20 protein-coding genes are annotated in these 21,396 nt (G+C 62.7%); 15 read left to right on the top strand and 5 right to left on the bottom strand.

Annotation, left to right across the window (positions count from 1 at the left end):
- The first annotated feature begins 40 nt into the window (after positions 1-40).
- Positions 41-517 carry a DUF4399 domain-containing protein gene (locus LU684_RS07090; RefSeq protein ID WP_016489695.1) on the top strand — a complete coding sequence of 159 codons (477 nt, stop codon included), beginning with the start codon at positions 41-43 and terminating at the stop codon, positions 515-517.
- 50 nt (positions 518-567) lie between these two features.
- On the opposite strand, the gene serA is transcribed toward LU684_RS07090, so the two are convergent.
- Positions 568-1,797, bottom strand: coding sequence for a phosphoglycerate dehydrogenase (gene serA, locus LU684_RS07085; protein WP_016489694.1), 1,230 nt, complete (start codon positions 1,795-1,797; stop codon positions 568-570).
- Positions 1,798-1,968: 171 nt separating this feature from the next.
- Between serA and LU684_RS07080 the strand changes: the two genes are divergently transcribed.
- From LU684_RS07080 to LU684_RS07065, 4 genes are all read left to right on the top strand, one after another.
- Entirely contained in the window at positions 1,969-3,366 is a 1,398-nt protein-coding gene (locus LU684_RS07080; protein ID WP_016489693.1) for an FAD-binding oxidoreductase, read from the top strand.
- A gap of 25 nt (positions 3,367-3,391) precedes the next feature.
- Positions 3,392-4,057, top strand: coding sequence for a fumarylacetoacetate hydrolase family protein (locus LU684_RS07075; RefSeq protein WP_232894352.1), 666 nt, complete (start codon positions 3,392-3,394; stop codon positions 4,055-4,057).
- Between the two features lie 180 nt (positions 4,058-4,237).
- Positions 4,238-5,158 (top strand): SdiA-regulated domain-containing protein, encoded by a 921-nt coding sequence (locus LU684_RS07070; protein ID WP_016489691.1) that lies wholly within the window; start codon positions 4,238-4,240, stop codon positions 5,156-5,158.
- Positions 5,159-5,247: 89 nt separating this feature from the next.
- Positions 5,248-6,150, top strand: coding sequence for an SdiA-regulated domain-containing protein (locus LU684_RS07065; RefSeq protein ID WP_232894351.1), 903 nt, complete (start codon positions 5,248-5,250; stop codon positions 6,148-6,150).
- 115 nt (positions 6,151-6,265) lie between these two features.
- Here the strand turns inward: LU684_RS07065 and rpiA are convergent, their stop codons facing one another.
- Positions 6,266-6,940 carry a ribose-5-phosphate isomerase RpiA gene (gene rpiA, locus LU684_RS07060; RefSeq protein ID WP_016489689.1) on the bottom strand — a complete coding sequence of 225 codons (675 nt, stop codon included), beginning with the start codon at positions 6,938-6,940 and terminating at the stop codon, positions 6,266-6,268.
- Between the two features lie 134 nt (positions 6,941-7,074).
- On the opposite strand from rpiA, the gene ilvA reads away from it, so the two are divergent.
- Positions 7,075-8,589, top strand: a complete 1,515-nt coding sequence (gene ilvA, locus LU684_RS07055; protein ID WP_023047246.1) for a threonine ammonia-lyase, biosynthetic — start codon at positions 7,075-7,077, stop codon at positions 8,587-8,589.
- Positions 8,590-8,627: 38 nt separating this feature from the next.
- Entirely contained in the window at positions 8,628-9,053 is a 426-nt protein-coding gene (locus LU684_RS07050) for a DUF2269 domain-containing protein (RefSeq protein WP_016489687.1), read from the top strand.
- A gap of 129 nt (positions 9,054-9,182) precedes the next feature.
- Here LU684_RS07050 and LU684_RS07045 read toward each other — a convergent pair whose 3' ends face one another.
- Positions 9,183-9,839: an HAD family hydrolase gene (locus LU684_RS07045; RefSeq protein ID WP_191087086.1), complete on the bottom strand. Its 657-nt coding sequence runs from the start codon at positions 9,837-9,839 to the stop codon at positions 9,183-9,185.
- A 141-nt stretch (positions 9,840-9,980) separates the two neighbouring features.
- On the opposite strand from LU684_RS07045, the gene LU684_RS07040 reads away from it, so the two are divergent.
- Both LU684_RS07040 and ptsP read left to right on the top strand, forming a co-directional pair.
- A complete protein-coding gene (locus tag LU684_RS07040) occupies positions 9,981-10,460 on the top strand; it encodes an RNA pyrophosphohydrolase (RefSeq protein WP_003249017.1) in 480 nt (159 codons plus the stop codon).
- A 22-nt stretch (positions 10,461-10,482) separates the two neighbouring features.
- On the top strand, positions 10,483-12,762 hold the full coding sequence (gene ptsP / locus LU684_RS07035; protein ID WP_016489684.1) for a phosphoenolpyruvate--protein phosphotransferase: 2,280 nt from the start codon (positions 10,483-10,485) through the stop codon (positions 12,760-12,762).
- Between the two features lie 136 nt (positions 12,763-12,898).
- On the opposite strand, the gene LU684_RS07030 is transcribed toward ptsP, so the two are convergent.
- A complete protein-coding gene (locus tag LU684_RS07030; protein ID WP_024717934.1) occupies positions 12,899-13,645 on the bottom strand; it encodes an NRDE family protein in 747 nt (248 codons plus the stop codon).
- A 129-nt stretch (positions 13,646-13,774) separates the two neighbouring features.
- Between LU684_RS07030 and LU684_RS07025 the strand changes: the two genes are divergently transcribed.
- The 3 genes from LU684_RS07025 to LU684_RS07015 are packed head-to-tail and all read left to right on the top strand — an operon-like array spanning position 13,775 to position 16,403.
- Positions 13,775-14,557, top strand: coding sequence for a sulfite exporter TauE/SafE family protein (locus tag LU684_RS07025; protein WP_016489682.1), 783 nt, complete (start codon positions 13,775-13,777; stop codon positions 14,555-14,557).
- 16 nt (positions 14,558-14,573) lie between these two features.
- Positions 14,574-15,383, top strand: a complete 810-nt coding sequence (gene lgt / locus LU684_RS07020; protein ID WP_016489681.1) for a prolipoprotein diacylglyceryl transferase — start codon at positions 14,574-14,576, stop codon at positions 15,381-15,383.
- A gap of 48 nt (positions 15,384-15,431) precedes the next feature.
- Positions 15,432-16,403: a thymidylate synthase gene (locus tag LU684_RS07015; RefSeq protein ID WP_016489680.1), complete on the top strand. Its 972-nt coding sequence runs from the start codon at positions 15,432-15,434 to the stop codon at positions 16,401-16,403.
- Positions 16,404-16,459: 56 nt separating this feature from the next.
- On the opposite strand, the gene cadR is transcribed toward LU684_RS07015, so the two are convergent.
- The gene (cadR, locus tag LU684_RS07010) at positions 16,460-16,903 is read right to left on the bottom strand and encodes a cadmium resistance transcriptional regulator CadR (protein ID WP_016489679.1); all 444 of its coding nucleotides are present in this window, start codon (positions 16,901-16,903) and stop codon (positions 16,460-16,462) included.
- 83 nt (positions 16,904-16,986) lie between these two features.
- Here cadR and LU684_RS07005 point away from each other — a divergent pair, with 83 nt between their 5' ends.
- From LU684_RS07005 to LU684_RS06995, 3 genes are all read left to right on the top strand, one after another.
- On the top strand, positions 16,987-19,239 hold the full coding sequence (locus LU684_RS07005) for a heavy metal translocating P-type ATPase (protein WP_232894349.1): 2,253 nt from the start codon (positions 16,987-16,989) through the stop codon (positions 19,237-19,239).
- Positions 19,240-19,248: 9 nt separating this feature from the next.
- A complete protein-coding gene (locus LU684_RS07000) occupies positions 19,249-20,118 on the top strand; it encodes a LysR family transcriptional regulator (RefSeq protein WP_016489677.1) in 870 nt (289 codons plus the stop codon).
- 218 nt (positions 20,119-20,336) lie between these two features.
- Complete coding sequence (locus tag LU684_RS06995) at positions 20,337-21,395, top strand: putative 2-aminoethylphosphonate ABC transporter ATP-binding protein (protein ID WP_232894330.1); 1,059 nt, start codon at positions 20,337-20,339, stop codon at positions 21,393-21,395.
- Position 21,396: the final 1 nt, after the last annotated feature.

Below are 21,396 nucleotides of genomic sequence, written 5' to 3'. Positions count from 1 at the left end.
TGAATGGCGGCGGTCAATAAGTGAATCACAGGAGAAGTGAATGAACAGCCTATTTTCGCGCGCTGCCGTTGCCGGTCTGCTGATGGGAGTGTCGGTTTTCGCCGGTGCTGCGGACGCCCTGAAGAGCCAGGAGCCGCCCAAGGATGCCAAGGTCTTCATCGTTTCCCCCGCCGATGGTGCCACGGTCGACAAGACCTTCACCGTCAAGTTCGGCATCGAGGGTATGGCGCTCAAGCCAGCGGGTGACCAGACCCCTCACAGCGGCCACCACCACCTGCTGGTGGACGTGGATAAAGAACCCGTCGCCGATATGCCGCTGCCGACCAGCCTGATGCCAGAGGCCGGCACCGCACTGCCGGCGGGCCCGCAGGTGCTGCACTTCGGCAAGGCGCAGACCGAAACCAGCATCACCCTGACGCCGGGTAAGCACACCCTGCAACTGATCCTGGGTGACCAGTACCACGTGCCGTTCAAGCCAAGCGTCGAATCGAAGAAGATCACTGTTGAAGTGAAATAAAAAAAAGGGAGGCCACAATGGCCTCCCTTTTTTTCATGCTGCAAGCAAACTTAGAACAGGACGCGGGAACGGATGGTGCCCTTGACCTGTTGCAGTTTCTCTTGCGCCAGGTCCGAGTACTCGGCGTCGACATCGATCACCACGTAACCGACTTTCTCGTTGGTCTGCAGGAACTGACCGGAGATGTTGATGCCGTTCTCGGCGAAGACCTTGTTGATCTCGCTGAGCACGCCCGGGATGTTTTCGTGGATGTGCAGCAGGCGGTGCTTGCCAGGGTGGGCAGGCAGGGCCACTTCCGGGAAGTTGACCGAGGACACCGAGGTACCGTTGTCGCTGTACTTGACCAGCTTCTCGGCCACTTCGAGGCCGATGTTGGCCTGGGCTTCGGCAGTGGAGCCGCCGATGTGCGGGGTCAGGATCACGTTGTCCAGGCCGCGCAGCGGGCTTTCGAACTCTTCGTCGTTGGAGCGTGGCTCGACCGGGAACACGTCGATGGCGGCGCCGATCAGGTGCTTGTCCTTGATGGCGGCGGCCAGGTGGTCCAGCTCGACCACGGTGCCACGGGCGGCGTTGATCAGGATCGCGCCCTTCTTCATCGCGCGGATTTCCTTCTCGCCGATCATCCACTGGGTGGATGGCAGCTCAGGCACGTGCAGCGAGACGATGTCGGCCAGGCCCAGCAGCTCGTTCAGGCTGGTGACCTGCACGGCGTTGCCCAGTGGCAGCTTGGTCAGTGGGTCGTAGAAGTACACCTGCATGCCCAGGTTCTCGGCCAGTACCGACAGCTGGGTCCCGATCGAGCCGTAGCCGACGATGCCCAGTTTTTTGCCGCGGATTTCGAACGAGTTGGCCGCGCTCTTGATCCAGCCGCCACGGTGGCAGGAAGCGTTCTTCTCAGGGATGCCGCGCAGCAGCAGAATGGCCTCGGCCAGTACCAGCTCGGCCACCGAACGGGTGTTGGAGTACGGTGCGTTGAACACGGCGATACCGCGCTCGCGGGCAGCTTCCAGGTCGACCTGGTTGGTGCCGATGCAGAAGCAGCCAACAGCGACCAGTTTCTTGGCGCAGTCGAAGATCTCTTCGGTGAGCTGGGTGCGCGAACGGATGCCGATAAAGTGGGCATCGGCGATCTTTTCCTTCAGCTCGGCTTCCGGCAACGAACCAGTGAGGTATTCGATGTTGGTGTAGCCGGCGGCCTTGAGGGTATCGACCGCGTTCTGGTGCACACCTTCAAGAAGAAGGAACCGGATCTTGCTCTTGTCGAGAGAAGTCTTGCTCATCTGCGTAAACCTGTATCCCGGAGAAAAAATGGCGAGGGGTGATGCCAGGCGCGAGGGCAGCCTTAGCATGAACAGCGGGAGGGCTATGCTAGCATACGCGACACAATCTGAGCTTATCCCGACAGGTGAAGAGTGCTCAGGGTGACTATGAATAAGTCGAGAGTTCCAGCGATGACCCACCCCGCTGTAATTGATGAACTGATGACCCTTGTCGACCCTGGCAAGGTCCTGACCGACGCGGCTTCCCTCGAAGCGTATGGCAAGGATTGGACCAAGCATTACCCCCCGGCGCCCAGCGCCATCGTCTTCCCCAAGACAGTAGAACAGGTGCAGGCCATTGTGCGCTGGGCCAATGCGCACAAGGTGGCCCTGGTGCCATCGGGCGGGCGCACCGGGCTTTCTGCCGGGGCCGTGGCGGCCAATGGCGAGGTTGTCGTTTCCTTCGACTACATGAACCAGATTCTCGGCTTCAATGCCTTCGACCGCACCGTGGTCTGCCAGCCGGGGGTAATCACCCGGCAGCTGCAAACCTACGCCGAAGAGCAGGGCCTGTATTACCCGGTGGACTTCGCTTCCAGCGGCTCCAGCCAGATTGGCGGCAACATCGGCACCAACGCTGGCGGCATCAAGGTGATTCGCTACGGCATGACCCGCAACTGGGTGGCCGGGCTGAAAGTGGTTACCGGCAAGGGCGAGTTGCTGGAGCTGAACAAAGACCTGATCAAGAACGCCACCGGCTATGACCTGCGTCAGCTGTTCATTGGCGCCGAAGGCACGCTGGGCTTCGTGGTCGAGGCCACCCTGCGCCTGGACCGTACCCCGCGCAACCTCACTGCCATGGTGCTTGGCACACCGGATTTCGACTCGATCATGCCGGTGCTGCACGCCTTCCAGGGGAAGCTGGACCTCACAGCCTTCGAGTTCTTCTCCGACAAGGGCCTGGCCAAGATCCTCGCGCGCGGCGATGTACCCGCCCCGTTCGCGACCGACTGCCCGTTCTATGCACTTCTGGAGTTCGAAGCCAGCACTGAAGAAGTCGCCAACGAAGCGTTGGCCACCTTCGAGCATTGCGTCGAGCAGGGCTGGGTGCTGGACGGGGTGATGAGCCAGAGCGACACCCAGCTTAAAAACTTGTGGAAGCTGCGCGAGTACCTGTCGGAAACCATCTCGCACTGGACACCCTACAAGAACGACATTTCCGTCACCGTGTCGAAAGTGCCCGCGTTCCTGCGTGATATCGACGCCATCGTCGCGGAGCACTACCCGGATTACGAAGTCGTGTGGTACGGCCACATCGGCGATGGCAACCTGCACCTGAACATCCTCAAGCCCGAACACATGAGCAAGGACGACTTCTTTGCCTCATGCACCAAGGTCAACAAATGGGTGTTCGATATCGTCAAGCGCTACAACGGCTCGATCTCCGCCGAGCACGGCGTGGGCATGACCAAGCGCGACTACCTGGGCTACAGCCGCTCGCCGGAAGAAATCGCCTGCATGAAGGCAATAAAGGCCGTCTTCGACCCTAACGGCATCATGAATCCGGGTAAGATCTTCGCACCTGAATAAAAAGCAGTACCCAGAGGAGTCGGCCATGAGTTACCAGCACCAGTACGTAGACGGCACGCGCATTCACTTCCCGCTGGGCAAGGTGGTGTGCATCGGCCGTAACTATGCCGAGCATGCCAAGGAACTGGACAACCCGATCCCCACCGAGCCGCTGCTGTTCATCAAGCCGGGCAGTTGCGTGGTGCCGACCGAGGGCGGCTTCAAGATCCCGGCCGACCGGGGTTCGGTGCACTATGAGGCCGAAATTGCCGTGTTGCTGGGCAAGCCGCTGTCGACCCACCCGAGCGAGGAAGAGGTGCTGGACGCCATTTCCGGTTATGCCCCGGCGCTGGACCTGACGCTGCGCGACGTGCAGGCCCAGCTGAAAGAGAAGGGCCTGCCGTGGGAGCTGGCCAAGTGTTTTGACGGCGCCTGCGTACTGCCGCCGTTCGTCTCTGCTGCCAGCTTCGAAGACGTCACCGACATCCCGGTGCGCCTGACCGTCAACGGCGAAGTGCGACAGGATGGCAACAGCGCGATGATGCTGAACCCGATCGTGCCGATGATCCAGTACATGGCGGCGCATTTCTCGCTGCAGGCCGGGGATGTGATCCTCACCGGTACACCGGCGGGTGTGGGACCGTTCAATGTTGGTGACGAGCTGGTGCTGGAGCTGCCGGGCGTGAGCCGCTTCGAAAGCCGGGTGCTTTAACTCGAAGCCGCGTCGCCCTCTTCGCGGGTAAACCGCCCCCACGGGTACTGCACAGGCCTTGAATACTGTGCTGAACCTGTGGGAGCGGGTTTACCCGCGAAGAGGCCGGCCCTGTTTACCCTTTTTTCACACCCTATCCGGATAATGCGCTGACCTACGCCCATTCCCCAGGAAGCCCGCATGCCATCACCCTCCAGCGCCCCGGTAACTCCCAAGCGTCGCTTCTACCGGCGCTGGCCTTTCGGCCTTGCCGTGGCGGCGGTGATCGGCTATGGCGTCGCAGTGGCGATGCACTGGGATGACCGCGGCGCGCTGTGGGTGAAAGAGCGCTTCGAAAGCACCGGCGAGCGCAGCGAAAGCGTGTGGTTGCCAGACTATCAGGTCGACATCGATGCCAAACCGTTACCAGGCATGGACGATGACGAAGCCTCGGACGTGGCCTTCAACCCGCATACCCGCACCCTGTTCGCGGTCATGGGCAAGAACCCGATCCTGGTCGAGCTGAGCCTGGAGGGCGATGTACTGCGCAAGATCCCCCTCAACGGCTGGAACAACCCGGAAGGCGTTGCGGTGCTGGAAGACGGCAATCTGGCCATCACCGACGAGCGCCTGCATGACCTGACCGTGGTCAAGGTGGACGCGCAGACCACCGCGCTGAACCACGACGACTTTCAGAGCCACGACCTGGGCCCGTCGGTGAAGAGCAACAAGGGCTTCGAGGCGGTCGCCTGGGACCCGCTGCGTCAGCGCCTGATCATCGGCGAGGAGCGCCCGCCCAAGCTGTACACCTGGAACACCGATGGCCGCAGCCCGCTCAAGGGCGAGAAGCAGCCGTTACCCAGCGAGGAACTCGACCTGCGTAACCTGTCTGCACTGGCGGTCGACCCGCGCACTGGTCACCTGCTGGTGCTCTCGGCCGATTCCAACATGCTGCTGGAGCTGGACGAGCAGGGCCAGCAGGTCAGCTTCATGACCTTGCTGGGAGGCTTCAACGGCCTTGAAGACACCATTCCAAGGGCTGAAGGGGTGGCCATGGATGACAAGGGAAACCTGTATATGGTCAGCGAGCCGGCTTTGTTCTATCGCTTCAGAAAGAACTGACCCCAACATCCGATGTTTCTGATGCTGGCATTAAGCTTTGTTTCAGTTGTACATGGTTAGATTCGCCACCCCCATGTCGAGTCTGCCCCATGCGTCATCTTGTTCGCCTGTTTCTTGTCCTGGTCGTTATCGGTCTGCTCCTGCTCGGCTGGGCCGGGCAGGAATTTCGCCTGTTCGAGCGGGGCTGGTTCAACCTCAAGACGTGGTGGCAGCCCGCCGAGCAGAGCATCGGCCTTGACCGCTACCGTGTGGTGGTGGAGGCGCAGCCGGTCGAGGGGCTGGATGATGATATTTCGGCGCTGACCTACGACCCGGACCGAAAAACCCTGTTCACCGTCACCAACGCCCGCTCGGAGCTGATCGAGCTGTCGCTGGACGGCCGTATCCTGCGTCGCATACCGCTGACGGGGTTCGGCGACCCAGAGGCGGTGGAGTATGTCGGGCCCAACAGCTATGTCATCACCGACGAGCGTCAACAACGGTTGATTCGTGTACGGCTGGAAGACGACACGATGTTCCTCGACGCCGGTGATGCCGAACAGCTCAGCCTGGGCATCGGCCTGAATGGCAACAAAGGGTTTGAGGGGCTGGCTTACGATTCGGCGGGCAAGCGGCTGTTCGTGGCAAAGGAACGCGACCCGATGCTGATCTATGAGGTTCATGGCTTTCCCCATGACAACCCGGAAAAGCCTTACGCCGTGCATGTGGTGCAAGACCGCAAGCGTGATTCACGGCTGTTTGTGCGGGACTTGTCGAGCTTGCAGTTCGATGAGCGCAGTGGGCATTTGCTGGCGCTTTCGGATGAGTCACGGCTGGTGCTGGAGCTGGATCTGGAAGGCGTGCCCTTGAGTACCTTGTCGTTGCGCAAGGGCTTTCAGGGGTTGCAGGCGACGGTGCCGCAGGCGGAGGGGATTGCAATGGACGAGGCGGGGACCATCTATCTGGTCAGTGAGCCTAACCTGTTCTATGTGTTCAAGCAGCCGACGGAGTGAGCAGGTGGGGCTGCTTTGCAGCCCATTCGCAGCACAAGGCTGCACCTACAGGAAATCGTGTACCCCTGTAGGTGCAGCCTTGGCTGCGAATCGAGGGCAGAGCCCTCGCCGAAGATTACTCGGCCTTCAGGCTCTTGACGCCTTCAGGGGTGCCCAGCAGCAGCAAGTCTGCCGGCCGCGCCGCGAACAGGCCATTGGTCACCACGCCAACGATGGCATTGATTTGCGCTTCCAGCTCCACCGGGTTGGTGATCTGCAGGTTGTGCACATCGAGGATCACGTTGCCGTTGTCGGTGACCACGCCTTCGCGGTACACCGGGTCGCCGCCCAGCTTGACCAATTGACGGGCCACATGGCTGCGCGCCATCGGGATAACTTCGACCGGCAGCGGGAATGCGCCCAGTACCGGCACCAGCTTGCTGCCATCGGCGATGCAGATGAAGGTCTTGGCCACAGCGGCGACGATCTTCTCGCGGGTCAGGGCCGCGCCGCCACCCTTGATCAGGTTCAGGTGCGCGTCGCTCTCGTCGGCGCCGTCCACGTAGAATTCCAGCTCGCTGACACTGTTCAGCTCGTAGACCGGGATGCCATGGCCCTTCAGACGCTGGGCAGTGGCTTCGGAGCTGGCGACTGCGCCGTCGAAGGCGGTCTTGTGCTGAGCCAGGGCGTCGATGAAGAAGTTGGCAGTCGAACCGGTACCGACGCCGACGACGCTCTTTTCATCCAGCTTGGGCAGAATGAAGTCGACAGCGGCCTGGGCGACGGCCTGTTTGAGTTGGTCCTGGGTCATGCGGGCTCCGAAAGGGGCAGGGCGGTTTTCAAAGTTGCCTAGTATAACGGCTTGGGCGGCTTTGCTGTGGTCGCCCGACGTAGCGCTGGGGTAGACTCGCAGCCCTTGTCCCGCGGCCCAGTGATGCTTTCCCGATGCTCGAACAGTACGTCAAGAAGATCCTCACCTCGCGCGTCTATGACGTTGCCGTCGAAACCCCGTTGCAGAGCGCCGGGCAGCTGAGCAAGCGCCTGGGCAACCAGATTTTGCTCAAGCGTGAAGACCTGCAGCCGGTGTTCTCGTTCAAGATCCGCGGGGCCTATAACAAGCTGGCGCAGCTGACGGCCGAAGAGCTGGCCCGTGGCGTGGTCACTGCCTCGGCCGGCAATCATGCCCAGGGCCTGGCCCTGGCTGCGCGCGAGATGGGCATCAAGGCCACTATCGTAATGCCCAAAACCACCCCGGAGATCAAGATCGAAGGTGTGCGCTCGCGCGGTGGCAAGGTCGTGCTGCATGGCGACTCGTTCCCCGAGGCGCTGGCCTATTCGCTGAAACTGGTCGAGGAGAAGGGCTTTGTCTATGTTCACCCTTACGACGACCCGCACACCATCGCCGGGCAAGGCACTGTGGCCATGGAAATCCTGCGCCAGCACCCTGGGCAGCTGGACGCCATCTTTGTACCCGTGGGCGGTGGCGGCCTCATTGCTGGCATTGCTGCCTATGTGAAGTACCTGCGCCCGGAAATCAAGGTGATCGGTGTCGAGCCGGACGATTCCAATTGCCTCCAGGCGGCGATGGCTGCCGGTGAGCGTGTGGTGCTGCCACAGGTTGGGTTATTTGCCGACGGCGTGGCGGTGGCGCAGATCGGCCAGCATACATTCGATATCTGCCGCCACCATGTGGATGAAGTGGTGACGGTCAGCACTGACGAGATCTGCGCGGCTATCAAGGATATCTACGACGATACCCGCTCGATCACCGAGCCTGCCGGCGCCTTGGGCGTGGCGGGTATCAAGAAGTATGTCGAGCTTTATGGCGTGACCGGGCAGACGCTGGTGGCTATCGACTCCGGCGCCAACGTCAACTTCGACCGCCTGCGTCATGTGGCCGAGCGTGCCGAGCTGGGTGAAAAGCGCGAAGCGATCATCGCCGTGACCATCCCGGAACGCCCGGGCAGCTTCAAGGCCTTCTGCGAGGCGATCGGCAAGCGCCAGATCACCGAATTCAACTACCGCAAGCACACCTCCGACGAAGCGCACATCTTCGTTGGCGTGCAGACCCACCCGGAAAACGACCCACGGGCGGCGCTGGTGCAGCATCTGACCGATCAGGGCTTCCCGGTTACCGACCTGACCGACAACGAACTGGCCAAGCTGCACATTCGCCACATGGTTGGCGGCCATTCGGCCGGTGCCAGTGATGAAATGGTGTTGCGCTTCGAATTCCCCGAGCGGCCGGGGGCGTTGTTCAACTTCCTCAACAAGCTGGGCGGGCGCTGGAATATCTCGATGTTCCATTACCGCAACCATGGCGCGGCTGACGGGCGCGTGGTGGCGGGGCTGCAGGTGCCGGAGGACGAGCGCCACCTGGTGCCGGCAGCGCTGGCCAAGATTGGTTACCCATACTGGGACGAGACCGAGAACCCGGCTTACAAGCTGTTCCTGGGTTGAGCGGCTAAGCTTGGCTTATCGCTCAAGGATGTGAAGACATGGAACACCTGACCACCCTCAAGACCTTGCACATCATCGCCACCGCACTGCTGTTTCTGGGCGCCCTGGGCCTTGCGGTGTGGACGGTGCGCGCCCGTCGACAGGGCGATGCCGAGGCCTATGCCAAACTGCTGCGCCGGCCGCTGGTATTTGTGTGGCTGGTGATGGGCCTGTGCCTGGTGAGCATGCCGTTTACCGGCTGGTGGCTGGTGCACCTGGTGGGTTGGCCGCTAGGGCAGGCCTGGGTGCTGGCGTCCAGCGTCATCTATACCTTCGGCGCGCTGGCCGTGTGGTGGCTGCTGGTGCGGCTGAACCGGCTACGCAAGGCTGAAGTTGTGGGGTTGCGGTTTACCCTGGCGCTGGCGGTGTTCAGCGGGGTCTGCTTCCTGTCCATTGCCGGGCTGATGGGCGCCAAGCCAGTCTGACAGCCTTGGGTTGCCTGTGCCGGCCTCTTCGCGGGTGAACCCGCTCCCACAGGTACGGCGCAGCCCTCAGGCCTGATACGGTCCCTGTGGGAGCGGCTTTAGCCGCGAAGAGGCCAGCACAGGAAAACCTCAATCGCGCAACGAAACCACCGGCCACCCGCGCTTCTCGGCCTCGGCCCGCAGGTTCGGGTCGGGGTCCACCGCCACCGCATGCGTCACCCGCTGCAACAACGGCAAATCGTTCATCGAGTCGCTATAGAAGTAGCTGTCCTCAAGGTCAAAGCCGTTCTCCAGCATCCAGCGCTCCAGCCGCGTCACTTTGCCTTCACGGAAACACGGTATATCGGTACTGCGCCCGGTATAGCGGCCGTCGCGCATCTCGCATTCGGTCGCCAGCAATACTCGCACCCCAAGGCGCCGGGCAATCGGTGCGGTTACAAAACGGTTGGTAGCGGTGATGATCACCAGCTGGTCGCCCGCCTCGCGGTGCTGCTGCAGCAAGGCCAGGGCTTTGGGCAGGATGATCGGCTCGATGCAGTCGCGCATGAAGTCGCGGTGCCATTCGTCGAGCTGGGCCACAGGCGTTGCCGCCAGAATCTCCATGGAAAAGGCCAGGTAGGCCTGCAGGTCCAGGGTGCCGGTGAGGTAGTCCTGGTAGAAGCCATCGTTGCGTTGCTTGTAGGCGACCGGGTCGAGAATGCCGCGCTCGCAAAGGTAATCACCCCAGGCATGGTCGCTGTCGCCACCGAGGAGGGTATTGTCCAGGTCGAATAAAGCCAGGCGCATCGCGGTCACTCGCATCAGCCACAGGGGAGGCCCGCAGAATACGGAGTTTTCACGCTGCTGCACATAAGCTTGGCAGGCGCGTTGCTGCGCTCGCAAGCTTTGTGGAACAATGCGGTGACATGCGTTTGCGAGGTTGCTGCCGTGATCGACCCGGATGGTTTTCGCCCCAATGTCGGGATCATTCTCACGAATGATGCCGGGCAGGTGCTATGGGCTCGACGGATCAACCAGGATGCCTGGCAATTTCCCCAGGGTGGTATCAACCCTGACGAGACGCCGGAAGATGCCCTGTACCGCGAGCTGAACGAAGAAGTTGGCCTTGAACGCGACGATGTGGAAATTCTTGCCTGCACCCGTGGCTGGTTGCGTTATCGTTTACCCCAGCGACTGGTACGTACCCACAGCCAGCCGCTGTGCATCGGCCAGAAGCAGAAGTGGTTCCTGCTAAGGCTGGTCAGCAATGAACAGCGGGTGCGGATGGACCTGACCGGCAAGCCGGAGTTCGACGGCTGGCGCTGGGTGAGCTATTGGTATCCGCTGGGCCAGGTTGTGACATTCAAGCGCGAGGTGTACCGGCGCGCCCTGAAAGAGCTAGCACCGCGTCTGCTGACGCGCGACTGACGACGGAGTTCGACCCCGAGCCATGCTCAATACGCTGCGCAAGATCGTCCAGGAAGTAAACTCCGCCAAAGATCTCAAGTCGGCGTTGGGGATCATCGTCTTGCGCGTCAAGGAGGCCATGGGCAGCCAGGTCTGCTCAGTCTACCTGCTTGACCCGGAAACCAACCGCTTCGTGCTGATGGCCAGCGAAGGCCTGAACAAGCGCTCCATCGGCAAGGTCAGCATGGCCCCCAACGAGGGCCTTGTTGGCCTGGTGGGTACCCGGGAAGAGCCGCTGAACCTGGAAAACGCCGCCGACCATCCGCGTTACCGCTACTTTGCCGAAACCGGTGAAGAAAAATTCGCCTCCTTCCTGGGTGCGCCGATCATTCACCACCGCCGCGTGGTCGGGGTTCTGGTCATCCAGCAAAAGGAGCGCCGCCAGTTCGACGAGGGCGAAGAAGCCTTCCTGGTCACCATGAGCGCCCAGCTCGCCGGGGTAATCGCCCACGCTGAAGCCACTGGGTCGATCCGTGGCCTTGGCCGCCAAGGCAAGGGTATCCAGGAGGCGCGCTTCGTCGGCGTGCCTGGCTCGCCTGGCGCTGCCGTGGGGCGCGCGGTGGTGATGCTGCCGCCAGCCGACCTGGAAGTGGTGCCGGACAAGGCCGTCGATGACATCGACGCTGAACTCAAGCTGTTCCAGAATGCCCTTGAAGGCGTACGTGCTGACATGCGCAAGCTGTCGGCCAAGCTGGCCACCCAGCTACGGCCTGAAGAGCGCGCGTTGTTCGATGTGTACCTGATGATGCTCGAAGATGCAGCCCTGGGCGGCGAGGTGACCGAAGTCATCAAGACCGGCCAGTGGGCGCAGGGCGCCCTGCGCCAGGTGGTCGGCGAGCACGTCAGCCGCTTCGAGCTGATGGACGATGACTACCTGCGTGAGCGCGCCTCCGACGTCAAGGACCTGGGCCGGCGCCTGCTGGCCTACCTGCAGGAAGCCCGCTCGCAGTCGCTGGTGTATGCCGACAACACCATCCTGGTCAGTGAGGAGCTGACACCGGCCATGCTCGGCGAAGTGCCGGAAGGCAAGCTGGTAGGCCTGGTCTCGGTACTGGGTTCGGGCAACTCCCACGTCGCCATCCTCGCCCGCGCGATGGGCATCCCCACGGTGATGGGCCTGGTCGACCTGCCGTACTCCAAGGTCGACGGTATCGAACTGATTGTCGACGGGTACAAGGGCGAGGTGTTCACCAACCCCAGCGAAGTGCTGCGCAAGCAATACAGCGAAGTGGTTGAGGAAGAGCGCCAGCTGGCCCAGGGCCTGGATGCCCTGCGCGAACTGCCATGCGTTACCCCCGACGGCCACCGCATGCCGCTGTGGGTCAACACCGGCTTGCTGGCCGACGTGGCCCGTGCCCAGCAGCGCGGCGCCGAAGGGGTAGGCCTGTACCGCACCGAAGTGCCGTTCATGATCAACCAGCGCTTCCCCAGCGAGAAAGAACAGCTGGCCATCTACCGCGAGCAGTTGGCCGCCTTCCACCCGCTGCCGGTGACCATGCGTACCCTCGATATCGGCGGTGACAAAGCGCTGTCGTACTTCCCGATCAAGGAAGAAAACCCGTTCCTGGGTTGGCGCGGCATCCGCGTCACCCTCGACCACCCGGAAATTTTCCTGGTGCAGACCCGCGCCATGCTCAAGGCCAGCGAGGGCCTGAACAACCTGCGTATCCTGCTGCCAATGATTTCTGGCATCCACGAGCTGGAAGAAGCGCTGCACCTGATCCACCGCGCCTGGGGCGAGGTGCGTGACGAAGGCACCGACGTGCCGATGCCCCCGGTGGGCGTGATGGTGGAAATCCCCGCGGCGGTGTACCAGACCAAGGAGCTGGCACGCCAAGTCGACTTCCTGTCGGTGGGCTCCAACGACCTGACCCAGTACCTGCTGGCGGTGGACCGCAACAACCCACGGGTTGCCGACCTGTACGACTACCTGCATCCGGCGGTGCTGCAAGCGCTGAATACGGTAGTGCGCGACGCTCATGGCGAAGGCAAGCCGGTAAGCATCTGCGGTGAGATGGCGGGTGACCCGGCGGCGGCCATCCTGTTGATGGCGATGGGCTTCGACAGCCTTTCGATGAACGCCACCAACCTGCCGAAGGTGAAGTGGATGCTGCGCCAGGTGAACATGAGCAAGGCCAAGGAGTTGCTGGCCGACGCCTTGAGCCATGACAACCCGCAGGTTATCCACAGCTCGCTGCAGCTGGCCCTGAAGAACCTCGGGTTGGCGCGGATGATCGGGCCAGGGGCCAACAAAACCCTCTGAGCGTTAGGTTGCCTGTTACGGCCTCTTCGCGGGACAAGCCCGCTCCCACAGGGGTTGCGCAGATCCTGAAGACCCCGCGGTAGCTGTGGGAGCGGGCTTGTCCCGCGAAGAGGCCCGCACAGGCAGCATCAAATGATCAGACCCGCACTTCAACCTCACCCAGATGCCCACCAAAGGGCCCGAAACTGCGCTCGATCAGCCGCCTTCGTCCCTGATCATCCACGATCAGCACGGTACTCGCCCGGGTCCCGTAGTTCTGGCTGGCGATGAACACGCTCGACAGCAATTTCTCGGTCGCCAACCCGACACCTGTCTCGGGCAGGTCGCCATCCGCCGCCGTTTCGTTATCCGCCAGCAAAGCCAGCAGCCGATCCGGCTCCGGCGTTTCCAACAGGCCCTCCAGCCCGCTACGTGCCTTCACCAGCTTTGGCCACGGCGTATCCAGCCCTGCGTTGGATAACCCGTACACCCCGGCGTCCAGCAGGCACGGCGTGGCGTCACGGGCGTGCAGGTAACCCAGCTGTCGCCCATCACCCACCAGCAGGTTGAACCCCGAATACTGCCCACTGCGGCTGGCTACCTGATCCAGGTAAGCCTCGACCCCAAGCTCCCCCTGCAGGTAGGCCGCCACCAGTTCCCCCCGCGAGCGCGGCCCCGGTGCCTGGCCCGGATCGCGGATATTGGTCAGCGCGGCAAAGCGCCCCTGCGGGCCTACGCCCAGCCAGGTACCACCGGCCTCCAGGTCACGCCCGGCGTGCACCCCAGGCGAATCCTCCCAGGCCGCCAGGGGCTGGGTAGGACGGGCATAGAACTCGTCGCGGTTGGCTGCCACGATCAGCGGCAGGGTGTGCCCCGGCCGCCACGCAAATACGATCAGGCACATCGGTTTGGCCTCTGTGTTTTTTGTCACTGTACCCACAGCAGTCGGGCGGATCCATCCTGACACAGAGTTCACTAGAGCCTCGAGCCCGGCTTCCGTTACCATGCCGGATTGATTTTTCGGGGAAGCCGAATGGAATTCGTGCTCTATCTGCTGTTGGGCGCTTGTGCCGGAGTGCTGGCCGGGCTGTTCGGCGTGGGCGGCGGCATCATCATCGTGCCGGTGCTGGTATTCAGCTTCACCTTGCAGGGCTTCGACGCCTCGGTGCTGACCCACCTGGCAGTCGGCACATCGCTGGCAACCATAGTATTCACTTCGATCAATGCCGTGCTTGAGCACCACCGCAAGGGTGCGGTGCAATGGCCGATCTTCGCCTGGATGACGCTCGGCATCCTCCTTGGGGCAGGTGTCGGCGCAAAGACCGCTTCACTGATCCAGGGCCCGCTGCTGCAGAAGATCATCGGCGTGTTCGCCCTGGTCATCGCCGCGCAGATGGCGCTGGACCTCAGGCCCAAGGCCAGCCGCGGCATCCCCGGCAAACCCTCATTGATCGGCGCAGGCGGTGTGATCGGCTGGGCTTCGGCGATTTTTGGCATCGGCGGTGGTTCGCTGACCGTGCCGTTCCTGACCTGGCGCAGCCTGCCCATGCAGCAGGCGGTGGCCACGTCCTCGGCCTGTGGCCTGCCGATTGCGGTGGCCAGCGCCCTGAGCTTCATGCTGCTCGGCTGGCACGAGGAGCACCTGCCGGCCCACAGCCTGGGTTACGTATACCTGCCGGCGATGGTCGGCATTGCCGTGACCAGCATGTTTTTCGCCCGCTTTGGCGCGCGTCTGGCGCACAAGCTTTCGCCCCGTTTGTTGAAACGCCTGTTCGCAGCGCTGCTGTTCTGTGTCGGCCTCAGCTTTTTGATTTGAATCGAGAGGAAGTTCCATGCTGCCTTACCCGCAGATAGACCCCGTGGCCCTGGCCATCGGGCCGCTGAAAATCCATTGGTACGGGCTGATGTACCTGATCGGCATCGGCGGCGCCTGGCTGCTGGCCTCGCGCCGGCTGAACCGCTTCGACCCCACCTGGTCGCGTGAGAAGCTTTCCGACCTGGTGTTCTGGCTGTCGATGGGGGTGATCGTCGGTGGCCGCCTGGGTTACGTGCTGTTCTACGACCTGCATGCCTACCTGGCCAACCCGACGCTGATCTTCGAGGTGTGGAAGGGCGGCATGTCGTTCCACGGCGGGTTCATCGGCGTGATGCTGGCGGCCTTGTGGTTCGGCAAGCGCAACAACAAGTCGTTCTTCGAGCTGATGGACTTCGTTGCCCCGCTGGTGCCGATCGGCCTGGGTGCCGGGCGTATCGGCAACTTCATCAACGCCGAGTTGTGGGGCAAGGCGACCGACGTGCCGTGGGCGATGGTGTTCCCGCCGTTCAGCGACCCTGCCCAGTTGCCCCGTCATCCGTCGCAGCTGTACCAGTTTGCCCTGGAAGGTGTGGCATTATTCGTGATTCTCTGGCTGTACTCGCGCAAACCGCGCCCGACCATGGCCGTTTCCGGCATGTTCGCGCTGTTCTACGGCATTTTCCGCTTTATCGTGGAGTTTGTGCGGGTGCCTGATGCTCAGCTTGGCTATATCGCATTCGGCTGGTTGACCATGGGTCAGTTGCTCTGCGTGCCAATGATCGTTGGCGGCATCTTCTTGATCTGGTTGGCCTACAACCGCAAACCTACGGCAAAACCAGCCGTATGATTTTCACGGCAGGGGCGATCCCCCTGCCGTTCTTGTTACAGGAAAGTCATGAAACAGTATCTAGATCTGGTCCGTGAAGTCATCGAGAACGGTACGTTGCAAGGCAATCGCACCGGCATCCGTACCATCAGCATGCCGGGCGCCATGCTGCGCTTCGACCTGCAGAAGGGCTTCCCGGCCATCACCACGCGCAAGCTGGCGTTCAAGTCGGCGATCGGCGAAATGGTCGGTTTCCTGCGTGGCGTGAAGAACGCCGGTGAATTCCGTGAGCTGGGCTGCAAGGTCTGGGACCAGAACGCTAACGAAAACGCACAGTGGCTGGCTAACCCGTTCCGCCAGGGCCATGACGACCTTGGCGAGATCTACGGCGTGCAATGGCGCCAGTGGCCGGGCTACAAGCGCATTGCGCTGAGCAACCCGGCCGCCATTGAAATGGCCGAGAAGGCCGGCTTCCGTCGTATCGCCCAGGACGAAGAGGACGGCGTCGCCTTCGTCATTCTGTACAAGGCCATCGACCAGGTGCGCCAGTGCCTGGACACCATCGCCAACGACCCCGGCAGCCGCCGCATCCTGTTCCACGGCTGGAACTGCGCGCAACTGGACGAGATGGCCCTGCCGCCGTGTCATCTGCTGTACCAGTTCCACCCGAATGTAGAGACCAAGGAAATTTCCCTGACCCTTTACATCCGCTCCAACGACCTGGGCCTGGGCACACCGTTCAACCTCACCGAAGGCGCGGCGCTGCTGTCGCTGTTCGGCCGCCTGACCGGTTACACCCCGCGCTGGTTCACCTACTTCATTGGCGATGCCCATGTGTATGAAAACCACCTGGACATGCTGAACGAGCAGCTCAAGCGCGAGCCGCTGGAAGCGCCGAAGCTGGTGATCAGCGACCGCGTGCCGGCGTTTGCCGAGACGGGCAAGTATGAGCCGGAGTGGCTGGAGAAGATCGAGCCGAGTGATTTCTGGCTGGAAGGCTATGAGCACCATGCGCCGATGACAGCGCCGATGGCGGTCTGATAGATCTCCATTGTTTGAACTGGCCTCTTCGCGGGTTCACCCGCGAAGCTTTTGGCTCAATGCCCGTGACTGCGTCCCACATGCGAATGCTCGGTGTCCGGCACTGATACCGCCCCGTTCGTCTCCAGTTGCTGCAAGATCGCGCATTCGCTCCCCTGCGCGTTGCAGCGCCGCCGCAGTTCCACCAGCTGCTCCTGCAAAGCCACCAAGCCATCGATCCGCGCCTGCACATGCTCGATATGTTCGTCGATCAGCGCATTGACGCTGCCGCACGAGTCGTCGGGGCTGTCGCGCAGGCGTAGCAGGCTGCGGATTTCGTCCAGGGTCATGTCCAGGGTGCGGCAGTTGCGGATGAAGGTCAGCCGTTCCACGTGGGCCTGGGTATACAGCCGGTAGTTGCCTTCTGTACGGGCAGGCTCGGGCAGCAGGTTTTCACGCTCGTAGTAGCGAATGGTTTCCACCGCGCAGTCGGTGGCTTTGGCCAGTTCTCCGATCTTCATCACGAAATCTCCAGCAAGTGGCTTGACCCTATAGTGGCTACAGGGTGTTCACTTGGCAACAGGCTCACTTTAAGGACGACCCCATGAACCAGCCTGTCAGCCACGAACACAAGCATCCGCACGATCACGCCCATGGCGATGACGACCATGGGCACGCCGCCCACGGCCACAGCTGCTGCGGGGCCAAAGCCGCGCCGGCGCTGGTGCAGCTGACTGAAACGGCCAGTGCCCAGGCACAGCTCAGCCGCTTCCGCATCGACGCCATGGACTGCCCGACCGAGCAGACCCTGATTCAGGACAAGCTGGGCAAGCTGGCCGGTATCGAGCAGCTGGAATTCAACCTGATCAACCGCGTACTGGGCGTGCGCCATACATTGGACGGCACTGGCGACATCGAGCGTGCCATCGACAGCCTGGGCATGAAGGCCGAGCCGCTTGGTGCCGAAGGCGACAGTACCGCCGCCGCGCCCCAACCGGCCAAGACCCGCTGGTGGCCGCTGGCATTGTCGGGTGTTGCCGCCATCGCCGCCGAAATCGTGCACTTTGCGTCGCTGGCGCCGGAGTGGCTGGTGGCGGCATTGGCGCTGGCAGCCATTCTTGGTTGCGGCCTGGGCACCTACAAGAAGGGCTGGATTGCCCTGAAAAACCGCAACCTCAACATCAACGCGCTGATGAGCATCGCCGTCACCGGTGCTGTGCTGATCGGCCAGTGGCCGGAAGCGGCCATGGTGATGGTGCTGTTTACCGTTGCCGAGCTGATCGAAGCACGCTCGCTGGACCGCGCACGCAATGCCATCAGCGGGCTGATGCAGCTGACCCCGGACATGGCCACGGTGCAGCAGGCAGATGGCCAATGGCGCGAAGTGGAAGTGCGCGAAGTGGCCGTCGGCGCGTTGGTGCGGGTGCGCCCCGGCGAGCGCATCGGCCTGGATGGCGAAGTGACCAGTGGGCAATCCAGCGTCGATCAGGCGCCGATCACCGGCGAAAGCTTGCCTGTGGAGAAGGCCGTAGGCGACAAACTGTTCGCCGGCACCATCAACCAGGCGGGTGCGCTGGAGTTTCGCGTTACCGCTGGCGCGGGCCAATCGACCCTGGCGCGGATCATCAAGGCCGTGGAGGAAGCGCAAGGCGCGCGGGCGCCTACCCAGCGCTTCGTCGACCAGTTTTCGCGTATCTATACCCCGGTGGTGTTTGCCATCGCCCTGGCCGTGGCGGTGATCCCGCCGCTGTTCATGGCCGCAAGCTGGTTCGACTGGGTGTACCGCGCCCTGGTGCTGCTGGTGGTCGCGTGCCCGTGCGCCCTGGTCATCTCGACCCCGGTGACCATCGTCAGCGGGCTGGCCGCTGCTGCGCGCAAAGGCATCCTGATCAAGGGCGGTGTGTACCTGGAAGGCGGCCGCCACCTGGATTACCTGGCCCTGGACAAGACCGGCACCATCACCCACGGCAAGCCGGTACAGACCGACGCCAAAGTACTGGAGCCGGTGTTCGAAGGCCGTGCGCAAGCCCTGGCTGCCAGCTTGGGCGAACGTTCGGACCACCCGGTTTCCCGCGCCATTGCCCAGTTCGGCAAGGCGCAAGGCCTGGCCTTGAGCGAGGTCGATGACTTCGCTGCCCTGGCCGGGCGCGGCGTGCGTGGCACCATCGCTGGCGAGGTCTACCACCTGGGCAACCACCGCTTGGTGGAAGAACTGGGGCTGTGCTCACCCGAGCTGGAAGCCCAGCTGGATGCGCTGGAGCGCCAGGGCAAGACCGTGGTCCTGCTGCTTGACCGCAGTGGCCCGCTGGCCCTTTTTGCAGTGGCCGATACGGTCAAGGACAGCAGCCGCCAGGCCATTGCCGAGCTGCATGAGCTGGGCATCAAGACTGTCATGCTGACCGGTGATAATCCGCATACCGCGCAGGCCATCGCCGCCGTGGTGGGTATTGACCGCGCGGAGGGCAACCTGCTGCCTGCCGACAAACTGAAAACCATCGAAGCCTTGTACGCACAGGGCCATCGGGTGGGCATGGTCGGTGACGGCATCAACGATGCCCCGGCCCTGGCCCGTGCCGAGATCGGTTTTGCCATGGCCGCTGCCGGCACCGACACCGCCATCGAAACCGCCGATGTGGCACTGATGGACGACGACTTGCGGAAAATCCCGGCCTTCGTCAGGCTGTCGCGCCAAAGTGCGGCGATCCTCATGCAGAACATCGTTCTGGCGTTGGGCGTCAAGGCGATATTCCTGGCGATTACCTTTGCCGGCATGGCCACCCTGTGGATGGCGGTGTTCGCCGACATGGGCGTGAGCCTGCTGGTGGTGTTCAACGGCTTGCGCCTTTTGCGCAAATAGAGGACGTGCATGCTGAGTTCGGAGCTTAAAGCCTTTTACATGGTGGCCCGCCTGGGCAGCATCACCCTGGCGGCAAAGAAGCTCGGGCTCAGCCAGCCCACGGTGACCACGCAGATCCGCAACCTGGAAAGCCACTACACGGTCGAGCTGTTCTACCGTGGCGGGCGGCGCCTGGTGTTGAGCGAAGAGGGCGTGCGACTGCTGCCGATGGTCAAGGCGCTGTTGCAACAGGAGGCCGACATCGAGTTCGAGCTGCGCAACAGCGGCCAGGCCCAAGGCAGCTTGCGCATCGCCGCCACGGCGCCTTACTACATTCTCGACCTGGTGAAGATCTACCGCGAGCGCTTGCCGCAGGTGGATGTAGCGGTGGAGATCGGCAACTCGCAGCAGGTGCTGGAAATGCTCGAAGACTACCGGGTGGATATCGCCGCTTCGTCGCAGCTGGTGGAGGACGCCCGGCTGGTGCGGCGGGTGTTGGGCACCGATCCGCTGGTGGTGGCGGTACACCGCAACCATCCGTTGGCCTATCGCCAGACAGTGTCCATCGACGTGGTGGCCGGGCATTGCCTGTTGATGCGCGAAAAGGGCTCGACCACGCGCAAGCTGACCGAGCAGATGATGCAGGAGGCCGGGGTGACGGCCGGGGCCTTGCTGGAAATCGGCAGCCGCGAGTCGATCCGCGAAGCGGTGCTGCGCAACATCGGCATCAGCGTGATTGCCCGCCATGAGGTGCCGCACAACCCCGAACTGCGGGTGCTCGTGCTGGAGAATGCGCCGGTGATGCATGAATACCTGTATTGCCTGAAGGAACGGCGCCAGGCCAGGTTGCCGGCCGCGTTCCTGGGTGTAGCGCAAGAAGTGGCCGGTTCGCATTTCTAGACCTGTGTTGGTTTCTTCGCGGGCTTGCCCGCTCCCACAGGTACTGCGCAGGGTCTGAGTTTTGTAGATATCCTGTGGGAGCGAGCAAGCCCGCGGAGAGGCCCCCACAGGCCAATACAAAATCTGCCTATACCACTATCACCGGCTTTTGCCTCAAAGCCACAGAACCTTCGCACAGCCTTCCTAGCATGGCCCCATCTCTTCGATGAGGCCCTGCCATGAACCACACCACCCCCGGCGCACAGATGAAAGTGCGCAACATCCACAAGCGCTTCGGTGCCTTTACGGCGCTCAACGATGTCTCGCTGGACATCGCCGCCGGCGAACTGGTGTGCCTGCTCGGCCCGTCCGGCTGTGGCAAGACCACGCTGTTGCGCTGCATCGCCGGCCTGGAGCGCCAGGACCGCGGCACGCTGTATATCGGCGAGCGCGATATCTCCGAGCTGCCGCCCCAGGCTCGTGACTACGGCATCCTGTTCCAGTCCTACGCGCTGTTCCCCAACCTGACCGTCGAAGCCAACATCGCCTACGGCCTGACCGGCAGTGGCCGCGAGCAGGCCCGCCAGCGGGTGGCTGAAATGCTCGAACTGGTAGGCCTTTCTGGCAGCGAGAAGAAATACCCTGGCCAGCTCTCTGGTGGTCAGCAGCAACGTGTGGCCCTGGCCCGTGCGCTGGCGCCGTCGCCATCCCTGCTACTGCTCGATGAGCCGATGTCGGCGCTGGACGCCCGGGTGCGCGAGTACCTGTGCACCGAGCTGCGCCAGCTGCAACGCCAGCTGGGCATCACCACCTTGATGGTGACCCACAACCAGGACGAAGCCATGCTGATGGCCGACCGCATTGCGGTGATGAACAACGGCCAGGTCGAGCAGTACGCCACCCCGCAGGAAATCTACGACCAGCCGGCCACGCCGTTCGTTGCCGAGTTCGTCGGCCAGGGCAACTGGCTGCCATTCCAGCGCAGCGGCGACAGCCATGCCCAGGTTGGCGGCATGAACATGCGCCTGGCGCCGGGGTCGGCCCAGGCCAGCAGCGGCCGGCTGTTCTGTCGCCCGGAGGCGATCACGGTCAACCCGGTGGTACACGAAGAAAACCTGTTCCCGGCTATGGTCCGCGAAATCACCTTTCTCGGTAACCGCTGCCGCATGAGTTTTGAACTCAAGGCCCTGCCAGGCCATGCCCTGCTGGCCGAGGTGGCCCCCGAGGCCATGCCGCGCCTGGGTTCGCAGGACATCTGGGTGGCATTGCCACCGCAGAGCCTGCAGGTGTTTGCCTGAG

Origin of the sequence: Pseudomonas sp. NMI542_15, assembly GCF_021283425.1 — a bacterium.
Lineage (GTDB): Bacteria > Pseudomonadota > Gammaproteobacteria > Pseudomonadales > Pseudomonadaceae > Aquipseudomonas > Aquipseudomonas fortuita.
This window is presented reverse-complemented; position numbering and strand designations above follow the sequence as displayed.

Excerpts from the sequence above, each read along its gene's own strand:
- LU684_RS07090 (WP_016489695.1), top strand. The coding sequence starts at position 41 with ATGAACAGCCTATTTTCGCGCGCTGCCGTTGCCGGTCTGCTGATGGGA.
- serA (WP_016489694.1), bottom strand. The coding sequence starts at position 1,797 with ATGAGCAAGACTTCTCTCGACAAGAGCAAGATCCGGTTCCTTCTTCTT.
- LU684_RS07080 (WP_016489693.1), top strand. The coding sequence starts at position 1,969 with ATGACCCACCCCGCTGTAATTGATGAACTGATGACCCTTGTCGACCCT.
- LU684_RS07075 (WP_232894352.1), top strand. The coding sequence starts at position 3,392 with ATGAGTTACCAGCACCAGTACGTAGACGGCACGCGCATTCACTTCCCG.
- LU684_RS07070 (WP_016489691.1), top strand. The coding sequence starts at position 4,238 with ATGCCATCACCCTCCAGCGCCCCGGTAACTCCCAAGCGTCGCTTCTAC.
- LU684_RS07065 (WP_232894351.1), top strand. The coding sequence starts at position 5,248 with ATGCGTCATCTTGTTCGCCTGTTTCTTGTCCTGGTCGTTATCGGTCTG.
- rpiA (WP_016489689.1), bottom strand. The coding sequence starts at position 6,940 with ATGACCCAGGACCAACTCAAACAGGCCGTCGCCCAGGCCGCTGTCGAC.
- ilvA (WP_023047246.1), top strand. The coding sequence starts at position 7,075 with ATGCTCGAACAGTACGTCAAGAAGATCCTCACCTCGCGCGTCTATGAC.
- LU684_RS07050 (WP_016489687.1), top strand. The coding sequence starts at position 8,628 with ATGGAACACCTGACCACCCTCAAGACCTTGCACATCATCGCCACCGCA.
- LU684_RS07045 (WP_191087086.1), bottom strand. The coding sequence starts at position 9,839 with ATGCGCCTGGCTTTATTCGACCTGGACAATACCCTCCTCGGTGGCGAC.
- ptsP (WP_016489684.1), top strand. The coding sequence starts at position 10,483 with ATGCTCAATACGCTGCGCAAGATCGTCCAGGAAGTAAACTCCGCCAAA.
- LU684_RS07030 (WP_024717934.1), bottom strand. The coding sequence starts at position 13,645 with ATGTGCCTGATCGTATTTGCGTGGCGGCCGGGGCACACCCTGCCGCTG.
- LU684_RS07025 (WP_016489682.1), top strand. The coding sequence starts at position 13,775 with ATGGAATTCGTGCTCTATCTGCTGTTGGGCGCTTGTGCCGGAGTGCTG.
- lgt (WP_016489681.1), top strand. The coding sequence starts at position 14,574 with ATGCTGCCTTACCCGCAGATAGACCCCGTGGCCCTGGCCATCGGGCCG.
- LU684_RS07015 (WP_016489680.1), top strand. The coding sequence starts at position 15,432 with ATGAAACAGTATCTAGATCTGGTCCGTGAAGTCATCGAGAACGGTACG.
- cadR (WP_016489679.1), bottom strand. The coding sequence starts at position 16,903 with ATGAAGATCGGAGAACTGGCCAAAGCCACCGACTGCGCGGTGGAAACC.
- LU684_RS07005 (WP_232894349.1), top strand. The coding sequence starts at position 16,987 with ATGAACCAGCCTGTCAGCCACGAACACAAGCATCCGCACGATCACGCC.
- LU684_RS07000 (WP_016489677.1), top strand. The coding sequence starts at position 19,249 with ATGCTGAGTTCGGAGCTTAAAGCCTTTTACATGGTGGCCCGCCTGGGC.
- LU684_RS06995 (WP_232894330.1), top strand. The coding sequence starts at position 20,337 with ATGAACCACACCACCCCCGGCGCACAGATGAAAGTGCGCAACATCCAC.